This is a genomic window from Mycobacterium sp. SMC-4 (assembly GCF_025263265.1).
GTDB lineage: Bacteria > Actinomycetota > Actinomycetes > Mycobacteriales > Mycobacteriaceae > Mycobacterium.
The window spans coordinates 4,982,662-5,000,757 of the sequence record NZ_CP079869.1 but is presented as its reverse complement, the minus strand read 5'-3'; the positions used below and the strand labels follow the sequence as shown (position 1 = coordinate 5,000,757).

At 65.3% G+C, this 18,096-nt stretch carries 18 protein-coding genes and 1 pseudogene; 6 read left to right on the top strand and 13 right to left on the bottom strand.

What is annotated here, in order from left to right; genetic code table 11:
* Position 1 precedes the first annotated feature (1 nt).
* Positions 2-1,246, bottom strand: a complete 1,245-nt coding sequence (locus KXD98_RS23840) for an ImmA/IrrE family metallo-endopeptidase (RefSeq protein WP_137148696.1) — start codon at positions 1,244-1,246, stop codon at positions 2-4.
* A gap of 49 nt (positions 1,247-1,295) precedes the next feature.
* Positions 1,296-2,033: a hypothetical protein gene (locus KXD98_RS23835; protein ID WP_137148697.1), complete on the bottom strand. Its 738-nt coding sequence runs from the start codon at positions 2,031-2,033 to the stop codon at positions 1,296-1,298.
* A 534-nt stretch (positions 2,034-2,567) separates the two neighbouring features.
* Between KXD98_RS23835 and KXD98_RS23830 the strand changes: the two genes are divergently transcribed.
* Complete coding sequence (locus tag KXD98_RS23830) at positions 2,568-2,951, top strand: hypothetical protein (protein ID WP_137148698.1); 384 nt, start codon at positions 2,568-2,570, stop codon at positions 2,949-2,951.
* Positions 2,952-3,172: 221 nt separating this feature from the next.
* Here KXD98_RS23830 and istB read toward each other — a convergent pair.
* The 7 genes and pseudogenes from istB to KXD98_RS23795 all read right to left on the bottom strand — a co-directional run.
* Positions 3,173-4,027: pseudogene (gene istB / locus KXD98_RS23825) on the bottom strand (IS21-like element helper ATPase IstB); the annotation flags it as partial.
* Complete coding sequence (locus tag KXD98_RS23820) at positions 4,024-5,385, bottom strand: Mu transposase domain-containing protein (RefSeq protein ID WP_260760790.1); 1,362 nt, start codon at positions 5,383-5,385, stop codon at positions 4,024-4,026. The pseudogene istB and the gene KXD98_RS23820, both read right to left, overlap by 4 nt.
* A gap of 306 nt (positions 5,386-5,691) precedes the next feature.
* The gene (locus tag KXD98_RS23815) at positions 5,692-5,973 is read right to left on the bottom strand and encodes a hypothetical protein (RefSeq protein ID WP_074362286.1); all 282 of its coding nucleotides are present in this window, start codon (positions 5,971-5,973) and stop codon (positions 5,692-5,694) included.
* 32 nt (positions 5,974-6,005) lie between these two features.
* The gene (locus KXD98_RS23810; protein ID WP_137148699.1) at positions 6,006-6,389 is read right to left on the bottom strand and encodes a heme-binding protein; all 384 of its coding nucleotides are present in this window, start codon (positions 6,387-6,389) and stop codon (positions 6,006-6,008) included.
* Positions 6,390-6,421: 32 nt separating this feature from the next.
* The gene (locus KXD98_RS23805) at positions 6,422-8,797 is read right to left on the bottom strand and encodes an arylsulfatase (RefSeq protein ID WP_137148700.1); all 2,376 of its coding nucleotides are present in this window, start codon (positions 8,795-8,797) and stop codon (positions 6,422-6,424) included.
* Positions 8,798-8,931: 134 nt separating this feature from the next.
* Complete coding sequence (locus KXD98_RS23800) at positions 8,932-9,405, bottom strand: hypothetical protein (RefSeq protein WP_260760789.1); 474 nt, start codon at positions 9,403-9,405, stop codon at positions 8,932-8,934.
* A 115-nt stretch (positions 9,406-9,520) separates the two neighbouring features.
* Positions 9,521-10,969 (bottom strand): DUF1254 domain-containing protein, encoded by a 1,449-nt coding sequence (locus tag KXD98_RS23795; protein ID WP_137148702.1) that lies wholly within the window; start codon positions 10,967-10,969, stop codon positions 9,521-9,523.
* Between the two features lie 156 nt (positions 10,970-11,125).
* Between KXD98_RS23795 and KXD98_RS23790 the strand changes: the two genes are divergently transcribed.
* On the top strand, positions 11,126-12,157 hold the full coding sequence (locus tag KXD98_RS23790) for an AraC family transcriptional regulator (RefSeq protein ID WP_260760788.1): 1,032 nt from the start codon (positions 11,126-11,128) through the stop codon (positions 12,155-12,157).
* Between the two features lie 17 nt (positions 12,158-12,174).
* Here the strand turns inward: KXD98_RS23790 and KXD98_RS23785 are convergent, their stop codons facing one another.
* Positions 12,175-13,185 (bottom strand): GGDEF domain-containing protein, encoded by a 1,011-nt coding sequence (locus tag KXD98_RS23785; protein ID WP_260760787.1) that lies wholly within the window; start codon positions 13,183-13,185, stop codon positions 12,175-12,177.
* 697 nt (positions 13,186-13,882) lie between these two features.
* Here KXD98_RS23785 and KXD98_RS23780 point away from each other — a divergent pair.
* The 3 genes from KXD98_RS23780 (at position 13,883) to KXD98_RS28610 (ending at position 16,044) form a co-directional block, all read left to right on the top strand.
* Positions 13,883-14,668 carry a type II secretion system F family protein gene (locus tag KXD98_RS23780; protein ID WP_260760786.1) on the top strand — a complete coding sequence of 262 codons (786 nt, stop codon included), beginning with the start codon at positions 13,883-13,885 and terminating at the stop codon, positions 14,666-14,668.
* Entirely contained in the window at positions 14,665-15,237 is a 573-nt protein-coding gene (locus KXD98_RS23775; RefSeq protein WP_260760785.1) for a type II secretion system F family protein, read from the top strand. Before KXD98_RS23780 ends, KXD98_RS23775 begins: the two co-directional genes overlap by 4 nt.
* 210 nt (positions 15,238-15,447) lie before the next feature.
* Positions 15,448-16,044 (top strand): DUF3558 family protein, encoded by a 597-nt coding sequence (locus tag KXD98_RS28610; protein ID WP_396881937.1) that lies wholly within the window; start codon positions 15,448-15,450, stop codon positions 16,042-16,044.
* A gap of 6 nt (positions 16,045-16,050) precedes the next feature.
* Here KXD98_RS28610 and KXD98_RS23770 read toward each other — a convergent pair whose 3' ends face one another.
* Positions 16,051-16,413, bottom strand: a complete 363-nt coding sequence (locus KXD98_RS23770) for a hypothetical protein (protein WP_260760784.1) — start codon at positions 16,411-16,413, stop codon at positions 16,051-16,053.
* Positions 16,410-16,790 carry a P27 family phage terminase small subunit gene (locus tag KXD98_RS23765; RefSeq protein WP_260760783.1) on the bottom strand — a complete coding sequence of 127 codons (381 nt, stop codon included), beginning with the start codon at positions 16,788-16,790 and terminating at the stop codon, positions 16,410-16,412. The genes KXD98_RS23770 and KXD98_RS23765 overlap by 4 nt, the downstream gene beginning before the upstream one ends.
* A gap of 397 nt (positions 16,791-17,187) precedes the next feature.
* Here KXD98_RS23765 and KXD98_RS23760 point away from each other — a divergent pair, with 397 nt between their 5' ends.
* On the top strand, positions 17,188-17,865 hold the full coding sequence (locus KXD98_RS23760; RefSeq protein ID WP_260760782.1) for a hypothetical protein: 678 nt from the start codon (positions 17,188-17,190) through the stop codon (positions 17,863-17,865).
* 10 nt (positions 17,866-17,875) lie between these two features.
* Here KXD98_RS23760 and KXD98_RS23755 read toward each other — a convergent pair whose 3' ends face one another.
* On the bottom strand, positions 17,876-18,085 hold the full coding sequence (locus KXD98_RS23755; RefSeq protein ID WP_260760781.1) for a hypothetical protein: 210 nt from the start codon (positions 18,083-18,085) through the stop codon (positions 17,876-17,878).
* Positions 18,086-18,096 lie beyond the last annotated feature (11 nt).

Sequence of the window (18,096 nt, the reverse complement as noted above, 5' to 3'; positions counted from 1 at the left end):
GTTAGGCCTGCCGGCGAGGCCGGCGTAGCTGCACCACCGTGTCCCCGCGGTCCAGGACCGCCTCCTCATCGAGCACCGTCGAAGCGGTGTTCGGGGCCGCGGCAACCTTGGCGGGAGCGTCGCGCTGGCCGGCCAGGATGTCGGCCAACAAGTCTGTGGGGTAGATCAGGTCGTGGGCGGCCAAGGCCTCCACGCTGACCGAGCCGTAGCATTCCTCCATCCACCGGCGCAGCAGCCGGGGCCGCTCCGGTGTGCGGGCATTCCAGCCCGGTTCGGTCTTGCCCCAGGTGTGCCCGGTCTCGGAGTTGATCCGCGTGTAGAGCTGGCGCTGCAACGTATCGGCGCGGACCTCATCGATCAGCTTCGACTCGCGAAGGTGAATGATCAACGCCCCCAGGGAAATACGCCACTTCACCTTCGCATCGACCAGATCGCTGAGCGTGGGAACCGGCGGCACCTCTTTGGCGAGCACTTCGGCTGGCGCCAACAGTTCTGAGGCGAACCGGGAGGCTTCGCGCTCCTGGTCATCGCTGACATCGCCGTAGCGGTGCAACAACAAGTGCCCGATCTCGTGGGCGACTGTCCAGCGGGTGCGCTCCCAAGAATCCAACGCCCGCAACAACACCAGCGGCCGTTCCCGATACTCCCCGGTCCGCGCCGAGCAACCCAGATGCTTCTCGGTCAACAACCCGGCCGGCCCGTCCTCATCGGTGTCCCAGTCCACCACTCCGGTGGAGCGTGAGTGCTTCATCCGCATCACCACCGGCACCCCGGCAGCTTCCAGCTCGTAGGTCAGCGACTTGATCGGCACCCCTGGCGCCACCCCCAGCCAGCGCCGCGCCTGCGCGGCCGCAGTCACCACATCGGTGCCCGCCGGTAACGGCTCCAGCAGCACCGGGGGCAGCTTGGCCACCGCATTGAGCTGCCCGAGCAGATCACCGACGACGTTGGCGAACACCGCCAAGTACTCCTTCTCGGTGACCGTGGTGGACTTGGGCGCCCGGAACAACAGATCCCGCGCCGTCACCCGCGACGCCGGTGCGGTCGTGAAAAATGTTGGCGGGAAACGCAACAACGCCGCCAGCCGATCGAAATCGGCGCCGTCGAGGACCGCGGTCTCGGACTGCTCCAACCGCGTCTGGCGCGGAGAGCGCCAACCCAGATGATCCATCACCGCGGTGCCTGACAGTCGCCGCAGCACCCGGGCCTGGCGGACCCGTGTGCCGAACACCTCTACCGACGCCATCACCGACCACCTCGTCCCCACACGCGCCCGGCCGGTACCAGCTCATCGTCTACGCCTCGGCTTCCCCGGTCTCGGGAGCAGTTCTGGGCAAGAATTCCTCGAAGTCCTCGCGCACATCCTCGTCGTCGCCCTCGGCCGCGCTCTGCTGCTCGGCAACGGTCTTCGGCCGAATCGCCAGCGGTAACGGCTCGAACCCCAGAATCCGCTCCTCGTTGGTGTCCAGATCGGCCACCACCGCCAAAATGCCACCACCCACCGACAACCGGCCCGGGGTCTCCCACCAGTACACAACCAGCTCGTAATCGTCGCCGATCCCCGCCGGGCCGAACACCCGCTGATCCTCGGGCTCGCCGGCGTCGAGCGCCATCTGCTTGCCCGGCTTGGACTGCGGCATCGACTGCGGGAGCAGCGCACCGATATCGGCGGCCCGTTGCGGGCTGATGTGACGCACCCGCGCCCACGCCATCCCCGCATCGCCGATGCGCACCGACGAACTCGGGCCCGTCGACATCCGCAACGTCGACCCCGGTCCGCAGGAGGCACCCTCTGGCGCCAGTCGCGGCGTCGGGGCCTTCGTGCTCTGCGCGTCGATGCCGTTCATCGCCAGCACGTGGCTGCGTACGTCCTGACACAACGTCCCGCCCTGAATCTGCATCGGGTCGGGGAATACGCGGAACCACCGCGCCAGCGACGCGTCGAATGCCACGCCGATCTCGCCGAGCAGTCTCGCCAACGCGAGACGGTGCAGGGCCACGAGCTGTCTCGCCAGCTCCACCGGAACCACCATGGCGGAAATACTGCACGGTTTTTCCTACACCCTTTCGGAGGCGCGCCGTGTGTCGGGTCGGCAATGTTTCATTGCTTAGCATCCTCAAATTATACATGTATAAGTGGTCCTGAACTGCGGATATCATGCGTGTCGCGCGATGCTTGAACCTGGATCTCGGTGCGAGCCTGCCGCCCCGAGTCCCGATGACTGGCACGGCTGCCGTCGGTCCGTGTGGGTCGGAGAGCGTGTTCCTTCACTGTGACCACAGTGACGATAGTGACGCATGGGGTGATGCGGGCGCGGGAGCCGGTGCACGTGTGTCGCGCTTGATTGCCAATGCAGGTGCGATCACCCGTGCGCCGGCCGGCGCACCTCGGTCACGCTGGCGGCCAGTGAATCGTACGGAAAGTGAATGGTAGGCAAACAGATCGGCGTTGCCCCATGCGGTGTCCCTGGTCGGCGCGGTACCCGGGTCGAGTACCGCGCGCCCGGCCTGCCCACCCGCTACCGTAGGTACGGGATAGACCAGACCGTCGGCGAAAGGGAGGCCGGGTGTCCACGCCGCGCAAAACGCCGGTGCGTCAGGCACCCGATGATGCCGCCTTGGCCTGGGAATTGGCCGCCAACGCGCGCCCGTACCTCAGCAGAGTCGACGCCGACCGCATCTACATCACACTGGGTATCGGCGAGACGTTCGCCGCGATCGAGGCCCTGATCACCGCCATCGCACGCAACGCCATTCCTCTCAACCACGACCTGGTGGCCACCACCGCCAGCTGGCTGGACTGCTACCACGGACAGGGTGCCGAACCACGTCTGCGTCAGCTTCTCACCGAGGTCATCGCGCCTGCGTCGCAACAACAGGCGCCCGCCGCCGGCGAGCGAACCGGCCCTGGGCCGCACGCAGCGCAAGACCGGTACCGCCGATCCGGTTAGTCGTTAGCGCCTCATCAACGCGGCGTCCTGGACGGCCGGACTAGCCTCAGGGACGGGACATGCCATCTGGCCGGTGTCGCGCCGGGCGAACCCCCCTCGTGCGGCGCGACACCACCCACATCGCTCGATACGTCTTTGGCCGGGTTCCGCGCCAGGTGATCGCGCTCGCCGAAAATCCTCAGGTGTGCTCGTTGAAATTCCTCACCTGTGAGCACCGGTCTGTGTAGTGGTTCGCGGGTGCCGGTGGTGGCTCGGCGGAGGGTGTCGGCGGCGGCGTGGTGGTCGCGTAACCGGTAGGACTCGCCGTCGAGGTTGATGACCACCGACCGGTGCAGGAGTCGGTCGAGCATGGCGGCGGCCACGGTGGTGTCTCCCAGGATGTCGCCCCAGGCGCCGACGCCGCGGTTGGTGGTGATCACGATGCTGGTCTTCAGATAGCGTTGGGACACAACCTGAAACAACGCCGAAGCAGCCTCAGCGGGCAGTGGCAGATAGCCCAGTTCATCAATCACCAGCAGCGTCGGTCCGGCGTAGAACCGCATGGTGGTGGCCCAGCGTCCTTCGATCGCGGCGCGGTGACATCGTGCGGCCAGATCGGCGGCGGTGGTGAAGTAGGTGCGATACCCGGCATGGGCTGCGGCCCTTGCCAATCCGACTGAGAGGTGCGTCTTTCCTGTCCCTGGCGGACCGATCAGCAGAACGTTGGTCGCTGATTCGAGGTAACGGCAGGCGCCCAGCTCGTCGATCAGGGCGCGGTCGATACCGGCGGCGGCATCGACATCGAAATCAGCCAGTGTGGCAGGGGTGGGCAGGCACGCGAACCGCAGGCGCCCCGCCAGACGGCGGGCGGTGGAGGCATCGACCTCGACGGCCAGCAGCCGTTCCAGGGCCACCGTGAGTGACAGGCCCTCGGCGGTGGCCTGATCCAATACCGACGGCAGCGCCTCGGCGGCGGCGGTGAGTTTGAGCTCGGCGAGATGGGAACGCAGCTGCTGATAGCGGCTCGCCGTCCCGGTCGGTGTCTGCTTGTCGGTGGTGCCGGTGGTGGTTTTCGGGGTGCGTGCGGTAGGGGTCATTGCAGGGTCCTTTTCTGGGCGGCCCGCTCGTAGACGGACAAGTCGATGACAGTGAAATCATTTGGTGGCGCGTCGGATTCGGCAACACCGGAATCTGCTTGGCGGAGTTGAAGGAGTTGCGCGGCAGCTGTTTTGGCGTCCGGTCCGGGTGGGATGCGTTCCTTGCGGCGATGTGGTCGCCCAGTCGCTGCGGTGGCCATCGCGGCGGTATCGAGAGCGATGATGTGGCCGCTGTCGCGGACCATCACCCCCAACCCGTCAGTGGCGATGCGGTGCCGCGCCACCACGATTCCGCCCGTGGTCGCGACGTCGAGGTGCTCACCACCAATCGGATGACTGACCCGCACCTGGGCGGAGGCCAGCTCTGGTGGCACCGAGTACCGGTTGCCGCGGAAGGACACCAACGCCTGCCGCGAGGCAATCCGGGTCTCGGACACGATCACCGGATACGGCACCGCCGGCACCGGGCTCAGCGGCTCGGTCTTGGCTACCACGGCCACCGAGGACCGCCCGTCAGCGGTGGCCCGGATCCGGGTGTCACCACGCAACCGGGCGAAGCGGTCCACACTGACCTGGGCCGCCTCGACGGTCATGTCGTCGGCGAGAGTGCGCCACCAGCGTTGCGCAGCAGTGTGATTGACCTTCTCCACGACACCTTTGCGATTCCCGCGCCGCGGCGGACAGATCGCCACCGAGACCCCGTAGTGCTTGGCGACCCCGGCGAAGCTGGCGGTGACCCGCCCCGAGCCCGGATCGCAGACCGTGGCCATCCGGTCGAACCGCCAGACCCGGGTCAGCCCGCCCAGGCCACGCACGATGCGGTCGATGGCGGCGACCAGGTGCGGTTGATCCATCGACGGTGACAGCACCGCCCGCCACTTCCCGGAATGCGCGAGCGACCCGACCAACAGGAAGGCTTTCTTGCCCCAACCCCATGATGCCGGTGGATCGGGCAATTCCAGCCAGTCCCACTGAGTTTCCTCACCAGGCGCATGCGGGATGATCGCGTTGGGCCGGTCAGTGGCGGTGCGGCAGGCCTGGCAGTCCGGGCGCAAACCACGGGTGCGGATGTTGCGAGTCAGGCTCTGATACGACAGCCCGAAGCCCAGGACCTCGAGTTCGTCGTAGAGGGTGCGGGCCCACAGATGCGGGTCCTCGACCAATCGCGCCGACACGTAGTCGACGAACGGGTCAAACGGATCCGGGCCCGGCCGCGCCCGCACCCCGGGCTCAGCGTCACCGGCCAAATACTTGCGAACCGTTTTGCGGTCGAAACCGGTGTGGCGGGCGATCGCAGAGATCGACCAACCACGTTTTCGTAGGGCGTGTACTTCCATGTCGTCCTCCCATGTGAGCATGAGAAAGCGGGCCTCCTTCGACCGAGCTACTGGCGTCAGACACCAGCAGCATCGAGGGAGGCCCGCCCTTCTCGGCGGAGCCACACGGGTGGGGAATTTCGATGAGCGTCAGTGGGGAATTTCAGCGAGCGCGGTCACCAGGAAAGGTCGCCTCACTCAAACCTGTATCGCCCTTTGCCTACGGCTTGCACGACCCCGGGGGATTCGACCTGAGCCGGGCCGATGCTGTCGTGGGGACTACGGCCTCGCGGTCCGGTTTCCCATGCTGGTCCGTGGGAGTGGGATTTGCCGTGGCCATCTTCGAGGTCAGTTGCAGCCCCCGGCGGAGACCCATCGTCCGTTGTAGCCGATGCAGCCGCTGACATTCGAGCCAGGCGGTGGCGGCGGCGGTGGTGGCGGGTCTTCGGGCAGCGGGGCGTAGTAGGCCGGTGGCGGGACGTAGGGTGCGACCGCGTCGGCGATGTTGACACATCCCCCCACTGAGATCCGGCGCCCGGCGCTGGCGCAGACGTCGGCAAGGGCAGTACCGGCCGGCGCGGCCAACACGATGACGCCGGGCAACGTCAAGAACGCGAGCGCCACCGTCATGGCGCGGGCCCGGATCGACCGACGGGATCTGTTCACGATTGTTGCCCTTCGAACGCGTTCGGGGTGCCGTATCCGCAGCGGTTGCGGAAATCGACGAGCGGCTGGCGGATACCCTGCAGCTCTGCGTGCTCCTGCGGATGGGCGTCGAAGTAGGCCCTGGTGGATTCGGGCACCTCCTCGTGGGGCTGGCCGTGCAGGTCGGTGAAGAATTCGTTCAGCTCGGGGTGGGTGAACAGGTAGGCCGAGGTGGCCGCCGCGACCCCGGACGCGATGCCGGCCATATCGGCGGCAGAACAATGGGGTGGGCGGGCCGGATCCGACGCCGGGTCCGCAGCTGCCACCGCACCACCGAGAAGCGCACCGGCGGTAAGCGCGAGCGCTCCGGCGCCCCTGAGTCGGTTCAGTGTCAGCCTCATCGGTGATTTCCTTTCGTCGGTTCGGGTCGGGGTCATTGGCGGGCCAGCGCGATCCGGATCGCATCTGCTGGTGAGACGAGATGATTGTCGGCCTCTGCGGCGTCGGCGATGGCCAGCTGCACGCCTTTGACACGACCATTGAAGGCGTTGCGGCCCGGTGGGTAGTCGGGTGAGACGGGGGAGCCGGTGTCCACCCCGACGTCGCAGCCGTCGTCGGCGGAGAACACGTTGGCCAGGGTGGCCTCGACGCGCCCTTCGCCGGCTTTCTCGCCGTCGATGTAGAGCGTGACGTCGCCTCCCTTGCCCAGACCGCCACCGGCGTAAGCGAACTCCATGCGCACCTGATGCTCACCCGCGGGCAGCGCCTCGGTGGATTCGGCGTAGAAGTGGGTGATCCCGCCGAGGTTGTAGCAGTACTTGAGCTTGCCGCCCGCGGCGTACAGGCTCCAGCCGCCGATGCTGGCGCCCTGAGCCACGATCACCCCTTCGGCGCCGACGTCGGGCACCACAATCTCGGCGGTCACCGAGTGCGATTTGTTCTTGACGTTGAGGACGCAGTTCTCCGACAACCGGCCCATGCCCGCAAATAGCACTTGGGTGTTGCCCGTGATGAGTTGGGGGCGCCCGGCCAGGTCGGAATTCAGCCGCCGCGCGGTGTCGTCGTCGAGGGGCAGCACGTTGTAGCGGGTGGCTTCGATCAACCACAACCGCTGCAGTTCGTGAAGCTTCTCGGGCAACTCCTCGGCCAGATTCTTGGCCTGACTCCAATCCTGGCTGGTGTCATATAGTTCCCACACGTCATCGTCGAAGGCGACCGTCTGTTCGCCCATCAGCAGCCAGGGCGTCTTGTGCTTGGTGACCGCGGTCCAGCCCTTGTGGTAGATGCCGCGGTTTCCGAACATCTCGAAGTACTGAGTTTCGTGCCGGTCGGGTGCTTGCCCGTCGTTGAACGAGTACAGCATGCTGGTGCCCTCGATGGGGTGTTGCTGGATGCCGTTGACGAACACCGGCTCCGGTATGCCAGCGGCCTCCAGGATCGTCGGCGCGACATCGATGACGTGATGGAACTGGCTACGGACTTCGGCCTTCGCGGTGATGCCCTTGGGCCAGTGCACGATGGTGCCGTTGCGGGTCCCGCCCCAGTGTGAGGCCACCTGCTTGGTCCATTGATAGGGGGTGTCCATCGCGTGTGCCCAGCCGACTGCGTAGTGGTTGTAGGAGTCCGGGCCCCCGAGATCGTTGATCTTGCTGGTGAGGAACTCCGGGGTCTCGATCGCGGCCATGCCGTTGAAATTCAGCATCTCGTTGTAGGTGCCGTTGAGCGTGCCCTCCGCGGAGGCGCCGTTGTCGCCGACGATGTAGAACACCAGGGTGTCGTCCAGCACGCCGAGGCGCTCGAGGCTGTCGACCAACCGGCCCACGTGGTGGTCGGTGTACTCCAAAAATCCTGCGTAGACCTCCATCTGGCGGCGCAGGACCGGTTTGAGGTCCTCGGGCATGTCCTCCCACGCGGGGATCTCGGGATGCCGTGCGGTGAGCTCGCAGTCCGGCGGAATCACGCCGAGTTCCTTTTGCCGGTCGAAAGTCTGCTCACGCAGCTTGTCCCAGCCGTCATCGAAGCGGCCCTTGTACTTGTCGGCCCACTCTTGGGGCACGTGGTGCGGGGCATGGGTGGCCCCGGGTGCGAAATAGGTGAAGAAGGGTGTGTCGGGGGCCAGCGCCTTCTGCTGGCCGATCCAGGCGATCGCCTTGTCGGTCATGTCTTCCATGAAGTGGTAGCCCTCTTCGGGGGTGCGGTCGACCTCCACCGGTGTGGTGCCTTCATACAGGCTGGGGTACCACTGGTTCGCCTCGCCGCCGATGAACCCGTAGAAGTACTCGAAACCTCCGCCTGCCGACGGCCACGCGTCGAACGGCCCGACCGGGCTGGTCTGCCACACCGGCACCTCGTGGCACTTGCCGAACTGGGCGGTGTTGTATCCGTTGAGCTTCAGCGTCCGCGCGATCGGCGACATAGTATTCGGCAGTACCGAACTGTACCCCGGTGCGCCGGTGGCGATCTCAGTAATCCCGCCCATACCGGCGGAATGGTGATTGCGTCCGGTCAGCAGCGCCTGGCGGGTCGGCGAGCATAGTGCGGTGGTGTGGAAGCGATTGTATTTCAGCCCGCCGGCGGCCAGCCGTTCGGCGACCGGTGTCTGACATGGCCCGCCGAACGCGCTCGACGCGCCGAAACCCACATCGTCGAGCAGGATCAACAGCACATTCGGTGCGCCCGCCGGTGGCCGCAGCGGCTCGATCGGCGGAAACGCGCAGTCCGGGTCCTTCGCGTCGTAGGTGATCAACCCGGTACGGGTCTTACTCGGAATCGGTAGATGCGTTCTGTTCACCACGTCTTGTTCGCTCATACTCCGCGACTCCTTCGTTGTTTTGTTTCGGGTGGTGGCTGTCACCAGTACCGTCGCGCGCACCTGTCCACGGTGTCTGCTTGGCGGGGTAATCCATTCTGCCGTCCATAAGGTCAGGCCGTTTGCTGAGTTCGCTACGGTGCCAGGTGCCGTGACGTACTGCCGGTGCGGCGCGACAGTTGAGTCAGGACGCGGCCGACACCTCGTACGGCATAGATCCCGGTGATCACCGACAGCACGATCAACATGACAATCACCGGTAGCCAGTTGCTGCGGTGATGGTTGACGTGCCACCACACGATGGTGAACAGCACCGCGCAGACGAACACGACAATGTCGCGCCAGTTGCCCTGATAGGACGCCGCGGCGTTGCGCAGTTGACGGCTGCGTTCACCGGCCTCGACCAGCGTGTCGATGCGCTGGCCGATCATCTGCGACATCGCCGCGCGCCGGTCGGCCTGCTCAGCGGGAATTCGGTCCAGCAGATCGAAATCGGCGAGGATTCCCGCACGGATGTCGGGGCCTTTCACGTTTCCGGCCACCGCACCCAGCAACACACCGCCGGCGATCGGCGCGGCACCCATTGCCAGCTCAGCAATCCCGGGCATGGTCGTGTGACCTCCAATCAATCACCGCGAAAAGCAAAAGCATGAGGAGTCGACATCGATGTCGGTCCCTGTGTTGGTTCGCCTTACATTGACGCCACATACTGCCTGGTCGTCGTCAGGTCTTCTGGGGTTTGGGTGCATGCCAGGTGCCGTCGAGCGCGGCCTGCTCGGGCCAGTAGAGGCGTTCGACGAGGCGAAACGAGCCCTCCGGCGCGGGTAGCCAATTGGACTCCCTGTCCGCACCGGGCGACTCGTGCTGCACGTAGATGGTGTAACCCCCGTCCGGGTCCTGCTTGAGACTGGCCAGCATCGGCGAGTTGATCAGGTAGCGATTGATCGGGTTGGCCACCAGCAAGCTCTCGGGCATCCGATACATCGTCAGCGACCAGAACGCGCGCACCGGTGGCAACTGGCCCGGTGCGAACCGGTAGATGTAGGTGTTGGCGCCATCGAGTGGCTGCCCGTCGGCGTCGTTGGGGAACATCGGGTAGATCGATTCGGCCGCGGTGTTGCCGTAGATTCCGTTGACCGCGCCGGCCATCCGGTACAGATAGTTGTCGCCGAGCATCTGACGCGTGCCGAACAGGTCATTGGAGCTGACCTTGCCGGCGTCGATCTTGGCCTGCAACCCGTCGAATTCCTTCCACGCGTCGGTGATCGCGCCCTCGAACGCGTCGCGTTTCTCCGGGCTAAGGCTATCGATGGTCAGATCACTGTCTGCGCCGATCCCGATGGACGCGAACTTGGTGCGCAGTTCCTTCTCGGAATCCAGCACCGGCACATAACGCAGGATGAAATCCAGCGTCTCGAAGAACTTCGAGGACGTGCGTTGCTGCTCGGCGCTCAGCGGGACCGGGAACTCAACCGTCGGTGCCGCCTGCGGAGCCTGTTGGCCCAGAAATGCCGACAACGGTTCCATCGTGTAGCCGGCCTGGACCATCTTCACATTGTCGATGTCATCGGGCCCGAACAACTGGGTGCGATACAACGCGAACGCGAATTCGGAATCCGACCGGATCACCTCATCGATGCCCGCGGGCTTTTCACCGCTCCAGCCGGGACCGGCCAGCAAGAAAGTGCCGCCCCCGTTGCCTGTGGTGCGGCTGCCCACATAGGCGAAGTTGTAGGTGTAGGCGTCGATGAACTGGATCGAGTAATAGCGGTCCTTCTCGATTGGCGGCAGAGTCAGCACCAGCGGCTCAGCCCGCAGGTCCGCACCGAGCGTGGAATACGGGGTGTCGGAGTTGGGGGTCTGAATGGTGGTATCGGCCGGGGTGTACACCCGGGCATCGGAATGCAGACGATTCCACGGCCCCACAAACTGTGGGCTGTGCTCGTCGACGAAATACGCGTACTGCACCCGGTAGTTGTCGACCATCGGATACCCATAAATGTAGGCCTGCTTAGCGATCTCACGAATCTGCTGCACACTCACCTCACCCGTATCCTCGGCCGACTCAGACGATCCCTCGCCACCAGTGCACGCCGCTATCGCTGCCGACAACGCCACCACCGCAACGATATTCGACCAACGCCGCCGCGAACCGTGAATCCTCAACCACATCCCCTTGCCTCCGAACGTCACACACCGCTGGCGCGTCGATCACCACGGACCGGCCGCCCATGGCACCATTGGTGCCGAACCGGGCCGCGACCATCTTTGCTGCCCACCACCCTCCTTGTCTTGACATTTATGGACAACTTATTGACTGTAGTGGACATGCATTTGATCCGGGGGTCGTCGCTGACCGGCTTCACCTCGCTGGTCACCGCCTATGGTGGCGACCCTGATGCCGTGCTGGCACTGGCCAACCTCGACCCCGACGACCTCGGACATCGCGATCGATTCATCCCGCTGCGCAACGCCATCGCCGCGGTCGAAGACGCCGCCACCATCCTCAACATGGCCGACTTCGGCCGCCAACTCGCAATACGACAGAACATCGACATCCTCGGCCCGGTTGGCGTCGCCGCCCGCACCGCTGCCACCGTCGCTGACGCCTTCACGATCCTCGACACCTACATGAGCGCCTACAGTCCCGGGATCCACACCCGTATCAGCGCCCATCCCGATCCCGAACTGAGCCGGTTCGAATTCGACTTCACACTCAACCCGACACCCCCACACGCCCAGGCAGTCGAACTGGCCCTCGGTGTCACCCTGCGAGTCCTGCACCTATTCCTGGGCACCACCTACCGGCCCGTGGCAGTGCACCTACCCCATCCACCGCTGGGCACCAGATCCGATTACCGCCGCTACTTCGGCTGCCCACCCCAGTTCAACGAACCGACCACAGGATTCACGATGCGCGCGGCCGACCTGCAACAACCACTAAGCCACGACCCGCTCGCCCACCAACTCGCCCTGAACTACCTATCCACCACCCTTGACAACCCCGCCCGCGGCCTTTCGGGCACCGTGTGCAGCGTCATCCGCCAACTGCTCCCTACCGGGAACCTCACCGCCGAGGTGGCCGCCCGCCAATTCGGACTGCACCCCAAAACGCTGCAACGCCGACTGGCCGCCGAAGGCACCACCTTCGCTCGACTCGTCGACCAATCCCGCCGCGACACCGCCCACCGGCTCCTGCTCGATACCGAGCTGAGCCTGCACCAAATATGCAACCAACTCGGCTACTCCGAACAAAGCGTGCTCACCCGATCCTGCAAACGCTGGTTCAACACCACACCCACCGCCCACCGCATCACCCGTGGTGGTGGCGATTCAATCACGCGAATTGAACCTAAGTAGCCCACGGACAAAGAGATTCACTCAACCTGATGGGTTGCGTTGCCCCCGTTGCGTTTCGCGTGGAACATCGCGTGGTCAGCGCGCGCAATAAGCGTGTCGAGCACCAGCTGCGGGCGCTCGTTGGCAACGATGAACTGGGTGTGCTCGGCGCTAGTGACCCCCACGCTGGCAGTGACGTCCGGCGAGCCTCCCGCCGCGATCGCACGCCTGATCGCCTCAGCGTTCTGTGCGCCACAGCCAGGAACGGCGATATCGACGACGGCGAACTCCTCGCCGCCCACGCGAGCGATCAAGGCCCGCCCTCCGGCGGCCGCCGTGATCAACCGGGCGCATCGCACCAACACACGGTCACCGACAGTGTGGCCGTAGGTGTCGTTGACCTCCTTGAACCGGTCAAGGTCGACAACAATCACCACCACCGCGTCCCCGCTCGCCGCTGCACCGGAGGCAAGCAGATCACCGAAGTGCAAGTGAAGGCCGCGACGATTCAACAAACCAGTCAACGGATCGATTGCGGACTCGTTGGCGTCATTGCGTAGCGTGCGGATACCGAACTGTATCCCCAGCGGTGTCGCAATCACCGGGACCACGGCCCCGAGGATCCTGCCGGCGACAGCTCCGCCGAGGGCGTGGTCCGCGCTTGCCAGCGCGATAAACGCCACCGTTGTCGCGAGGATGAAGATGGTGTGCAGCGTCAGCGCTTTAGGCCCGTCGAAGAACATCAGATAGACCGATATCAACGCAAAGCAGTTCAGGGCGAAAAGGCCCATGAGCCAACTCGATCCGGTCAGAGCCACAGCAGCGATACCGACATCTGAGGTGACGATGAACGCTCGTGACTGCCGACGCGTCGGCCACGGGCGAACACACCACATCACCGCCCAGAAGGAGTTCACGACTGCGAAAACGATGACGACAACTTTCGGTGTCGTCAACGCGGGCTCGGCCGCAGGCAACAACGCGGCCACGGTGATGATCGAAATCAGGCCGATGCCGGCGCCGATCATCACCCGAATAGCGCCGGCCATAGACCGCTTGGCGAAATACTGCACGTACGCGGAGTAGTCGACCGGTTCTCGCCACCATTCACCAACAAGCCGACCAAACACCCGAAAGCTCCGAAGATCCCCACGCACCCCAATCCCCCGTTCAGCCTTGCCGCAGCGGCACCAGTATCTCCCGGGGCTGAGCGCGGGCTACATCGAGACGCTTCCCAGCTATCGGCAACTCCTGCGCCTCGCTGAGGCTATACGACTGCCATCTGCGTTTCCAGCACAGGAGTCGCCGCCCACGGCAAATTATTATCTCGCCGTCAACGTGGCGTGATTGGCCGACCCATGGGCAATTCCGGCGGTGATACCGCCATGCGAGGTCGGCATGAGACCCAACGACTGGACTGATGAGTGCGGGGTCAAGGGCATGACAAACCCACCCACGTCCTACACATGTGCAGCCCGATCCGACTCGTCCTTCCACTGCGTACACATGTAGCGCTCGTCCTGAACAGTTGGGCAGCTCAGTTCTTGGTCTTAGTTACAGATAAGTAGTCCAGGTTGTCCTGCATGTCGCGCGGGACCGGTCGGGGCGCCGCCGGCTCAGCGAGATCGGAGTTGTCAGGCGTGGCAACGACGGACAGATCGCGGTGCTGCCTGGCTGGCGGGCCGAGACCGGGTTCGATACCGGTGCCGACGATCTGGACTCGTTGCTGCGTGCCCGGGGGCACCGGTGATCGTCTCGGCGCTGGCGTTGGCGATGGCCCTGCTGATAGCACCGGCATCGGTGGGCCACCGGGTCGCCACACTGCAGCCGGCCGTCAGGACACGGCTGCCGGTGCCGCACCGAGCACTCGCGGCGCTGGGAGGTCTTGCGCTGTGCGTGTGGTTGCCGTGGACCGTGGTGGCCGCCGCGGCGGCGCTGACCGCGACCGTCCTGGCCCGCCGGCGCCAGCGGCGGCGGGCGCAGAACCGCGCGGCAGATGCCGACGTACTGCAGGGCGCGCTGGACATCCTGGTCGGGGAGTTGCGGGTGGGCGCGCACCCGGTCGCAGCGCTGCGCGTGGCGGCGCGGGAATCCCCCGGCCGCATCGCCGACGCGCTGGGCATGGTGGCTGCCCGCGCGCTGTTGGGCGCCGACGTGGCCGCCGGCCTGCGCAGTGCGGGGGCGCGGTCGAGCGCGCCGGGCCATTGGGAGCGGCTGGCGGTGTGCTGGGAGTTGGCCCAGATCCACGGGTTGGCGATCGCCACGCTGGTTCAGGCCGCCCAACGCGACATCACCGAGCGCGAGAGGTTCCGCGGTCGGGTGCAGGCCGCAATGGCCGGCGCCCGCGCGACCGCGGTGATCCTGGCCGGTCTGCCGATCCTCGGCGTACTCCTCGGGCACGCGATCGGCGCCGAGCCGTTGGCGTTTCTGGTGGGCCGCCCTGCCGGGGGATGGCTGCTGCTCGTCGGGGTGATCCTGATCTGCACAGGTTTGTTGTGGTCGGACCGCATCACCTCGGGGGTCCTCCGATGAGCTGGGCCGCCCTGCTGCTGGCGGCGTCGCTGCTGCTGAGGTCACCGGGCAGCGGCGTCCGCCTGGAGGCCGGTCTTCCCCGGCGCGGTGCCCGGCAGGCGGGTGTCCGCGCCGAGGACCCGCTCGGCGCGGCATCGACACTGGACGTCCTGGCGGCCTGCCTGCGTTCGGGCATGGCGGTGTCGACCGCCGCGGCGGCGGTGGCCGCCACTGCGCCGGAGCCGATGGCGGCACTGTTGCGCCGAGCCGCCGACCTGCTGGCGCTCGGCGCGGACCCCGCGCACGCGTGGGACACCCCGGCCGGCTCCCAGCCCGCCCACATCGAAGCGTTCCTGCGGATGGCACGTCGATCGGCGGCCTCGGGCGCCGCGCTGGCGCACGGCGTCGAGGACCTCGCCACGCAGCTGCGCGGTGCGGCCGCCGACACCGCCGCGGCCAAGGCTGAACGTGCCTCGGTATTGATCGCCGGCCCGCTGGGGCTCTGCTACCTGCCGGCCTTCCTCTGCCTGGGCATCGTGCCCGTGGTCATCGGCCTGGCCGGTGACGTCCTGCAAACAGGAGTGTTGTGAGTCGAAATGAAAGGGCAGGTCGGGGATGAGGGAACAGTTGCGGGAACTGCAGGCGCGCGTCATCGTGCTGGCGGTCGACGACGACGGGATGTCGACAGTCGAGTACTCGACTGTCGAGAGTTACACCCGGTGGTTGTAACTCTGCGATCGAAAGATGGAATCCTCACTTCCGATCGTTGTTACCAGAACGCCGCAGTAAGGTTCCTCGCTATGGAAGGGCGGTTTTTCAGGGGTGGCGTCTTTGTAATGTTCGCTTTGGCCTGCGTAGCTGCCGGCTGCGGAAGCGGTTCTCAATCGCAGTCAGAAGCGTCCTCGATTCCGGACCAGACCGCCGCTACCCAAACATCCACGTCGCAACGCTCGTCGCAGGAGCTGCCTAACCCCTGCGTGTTGCTGACAACTGCCGAGATACGGCAAAGCACAGGGGCTACCGTAGAAGAACCGACGGGCGATCAACCCGAACGCGCGGGCAGCAATTTTGTGGCGCAATGCAGCTGGAATGAACCAAGTGGGGGTTTATTGACAGTTAGTGTCGCGGCCAGAAATTTCGTGGTTGAGGGCTCAATCGTCGACCCTAGGTGCAGGAATGGCGAGGCTGCTTTTCCGATGGACGCAACGCTCATTCCGTTCGACGGTCTTGGTATACCCGCGTGGTGGGTCGGTCCCTCCACCGAGGACATGGACAGCTACCGAACCGTCTGTATCGAACACGACGACGTCCGTGTCACGGTAACGCCCCTCCTGCGGCCCGAGCCTAGTCAGGCCGAAGTGGTTTCATTGGCCAAATTGGTCGTATCACGGCTGTGATCGGGATTAGCCCCCGTCTGAGCAGGCACAGGTGACGGCCTCGTTGTGCAAGCACCTGCTTGCCCTGGTCAGCCGCACTCGGTACCAGCGCGCGAAGTCGTCCGCGCCGATGATGTTCATGATCTCCGAGACGAGCTGCTCAGCAGGGTCGTCCTTGCGAGCGCGGAGTCCCTCGGTGGTCCGGGAGTACTCGGCTGCGGTGAGACCGGTCTCCTGCGCGACCCACGCGGCCAGGTCGCTGCGGTAGCGGCTCAATCCGGCGATGCCGTCGCCGGCGTACTCCCCGAGATCGAGCAGGTGGTCTGGCAGTCGCTGCGCCAGCGACTCCGCGAGGGTTAGGTTCCTGGTGTCGTTCCAACGGGTGGTCACGACCCGGTCCCCAAGCCCCACCTGACCTGGGCTGCGATGAGTGCCGACCGTGTGCGTCGTGCCTTCTTCTCCGCGACCGAGTGGTCGGCGTCGGGTAGTCCGAGCTTGCCCAGCAGCGTGGCCATCAGTGACCGCGCTGAGTTCGCCTGCGAAATGCACGGGTGGATCACCGGCTGTCCGGTCGATCCTTCGACCACTAGCGGCGCGCTCGCCGCTTCGTCGTCCATGCGCTTGATCGTGTCGGCCAGCTTGCACGCGTCGTAGAGGACGCGGAGCTTGGCCGGCTCGTCGGTGAAGTTGAACACCTCGGTCAACTCGGTCCAGAGCTTCTTGCCTTCGGGACCGAACTCGCCCCGTGGCATCTTCGGCTTGTTCATCGATGCTTGTCTTCCTTTCGAGGGTGTTTCGAGGCGGTTTGAGCGCCTTTCAGAGGGGTTATTCCGGCCGGTCCCGGTGGGTCGTTGGTCGACCGCGCCGGGTGAATACCGCTGCGGCGGCGAGTAGTTGGCTGCGCCAGTCGCTGCGGCCTCCTGGCTGGCCGTGGTCGGAAAATCGGTTATGCGATTCGCATACGGTGGCTCATCCGCATAACCAACCGGTCAAACGCCCGGGGGTAGGGGTCACCCCCTGGGGGTGCGGATGTACGTCGCGGCCATACCGGGTTGTCCCACTGACGGTGCTCAACGCCCCCGACCACCCTGGCGCACCCCGGCCAAGGTCTGCCGTGCAGCCGAAACACAGCCGGGACTCGCCGAGGCTAATAGCCTAGAGGGTGTGACAGACACCTCTCAGGCGACGCGGTTGCCGCCGCCCGTACTGCCTCCCGTTGACCACCTTCCATCGGTGATGCTGCAGCGGACAATACTTGTGGCACTAAACGCGATTCCCGACGAGCTGAAAACTCACGGCATCAGATGGACGTATGTCCACATGGTTCGCCTGACCGAGAAAGCGATCCGCGAGTACAACGCCGCTCGTAATGCGTATGCCGAAGCGGACTCGATCGATGAGAGCGAGGAAGGCGATTCGGTCTGGGTTCGGAAAGCTCACCTCGCTGGGTGCGGAACCGACCATCTGGATACCTGTGTCGATGCGACTCACCGCGCGATTACCGCAGCGAAACGCCTTTTCGGCAAGGGAATAGGTAGTGCTGCTGACTTGCCTGACCAAGATGCCTCCAACCGCCTTAACGCCATACGCGATGCAATGCAACACGCCGATGATCGGCTAATGGCCGACAATCTGCGTGCAGGGAGGCTGCCGTTCGGCCCCGGAGATCCATTCGGAATCAACCCCCGGGAAGATGAGCTGACCATCGGCGCTGAGAAGCCAGTCCGCTACGTCGAATTGGTAGGCCTGATGGAAAGCTGCTACAGGTTCGCTGACGTCGGGGGCACAATGTCGCCGTCAGGCGAGATCACCTTTCAGGTGCGAGCGGCCCGAGGTCAGTAGCTGCCACTACCTACCTGGCAGCGCCGTTGACGGTGCCCTGACCGCCGGCAAGTGCTGCCTTCAGGACGGCTGCGCCGTTGAGCGGAATCTGGTTCCCGGTCTTGCCGGCGATCGCTGAGACGATCTGCGCCGGAAGGCTGGGAGGTCGGTTCTGGTCTGCCTCTGCGGCTTCGCGTTCGGCCTGACGCTGCGCCTCGGACTCAGCCTGACGACGGTTCATCTCGATAGCCA

What these genes read in the sequence shown, in the direction of transcription:
- KXD98_RS23840 (WP_137148696.1), bottom strand. Translation starts at nt 1,246, where the DNA reads ATGGCGTCGGTAGAGGTGTTCGGCACACGGGTCCGCCAGGCCCGGGTG.
- KXD98_RS23835 (WP_137148697.1), bottom strand. Translation starts at nt 2,033, where the DNA reads ATGGTGGTTCCGGTGGAGCTGGCGAGACAGCTCGTGGCCCTGCACCGT.
- KXD98_RS23820 (WP_260760790.1), bottom strand. Translation starts at nt 5,385, where the DNA reads ATGCTCACATGGGAGGACGACATGGAAGTACACGCCCTACGAAAACGT.
- KXD98_RS23815 (WP_074362286.1), bottom strand. Translation starts at nt 5,973, where the DNA reads ATGACGGTGGCGCTCGCGTTCTTGACGTTGCCCGGCGTCATCGTGTTG.
- KXD98_RS23810 (WP_137148699.1), bottom strand. Translation starts at nt 6,389, where the DNA reads ATGAGGCTGACACTGAACCGACTCAGGGGCGCCGGAGCGCTCGCGCTT.
- KXD98_RS23805 (WP_137148700.1), bottom strand. Translation starts at nt 8,797, where the DNA reads ATGAGCGAACAAGACGTGGTGAACAGAACGCATCTACCGATTCCGAGT.
- KXD98_RS23800 (WP_260760789.1), bottom strand. Translation starts at nt 9,405, where the DNA reads ATGCCCGGGATTGCTGAGCTGGCAATGGGTGCCGCGCCGATCGCCGGC.
- KXD98_RS23795 (WP_137148702.1), bottom strand. Translation starts at nt 10,969, where the DNA reads ATGTGGTTGAGGATTCACGGTTCGCGGCGGCGTTGGTCGAATATCGTT.
- KXD98_RS23790 (WP_260760788.1), top strand. Translation starts at nt 11,126, where the DNA reads ATGCATTTGATCCGGGGGTCGTCGCTGACCGGCTTCACCTCGCTGGTC.
- KXD98_RS23785 (WP_260760787.1), bottom strand. Translation starts at nt 13,185, where the DNA reads ATGGCCGGCGCTATTCGGGTGATGATCGGCGCCGGCATCGGCCTGATT.
- KXD98_RS23775 (WP_260760785.1), top strand. Translation starts at nt 14,665, where the DNA reads ATGAGCTGGGCCGCCCTGCTGCTGGCGGCGTCGCTGCTGCTGAGGTCA.
- KXD98_RS28610 (WP_396881937.1), top strand. Translation starts at nt 15,448, where the DNA reads ATGGAAGGGCGGTTTTTCAGGGGTGGCGTCTTTGTAATGTTCGCTTTG.
- KXD98_RS23765 (WP_260760783.1), bottom strand. Translation starts at nt 16,790, where the DNA reads ATGAACAAGCCGAAGATGCCACGGGGCGAGTTCGGTCCCGAAGGCAAG.
- KXD98_RS23755 (WP_260760781.1), bottom strand. Translation starts at nt 18,085, where the DNA reads ATGAACCGTCGTCAGGCTGAGTCCGAGGCGCAGCGTCAGGCCGAACGC.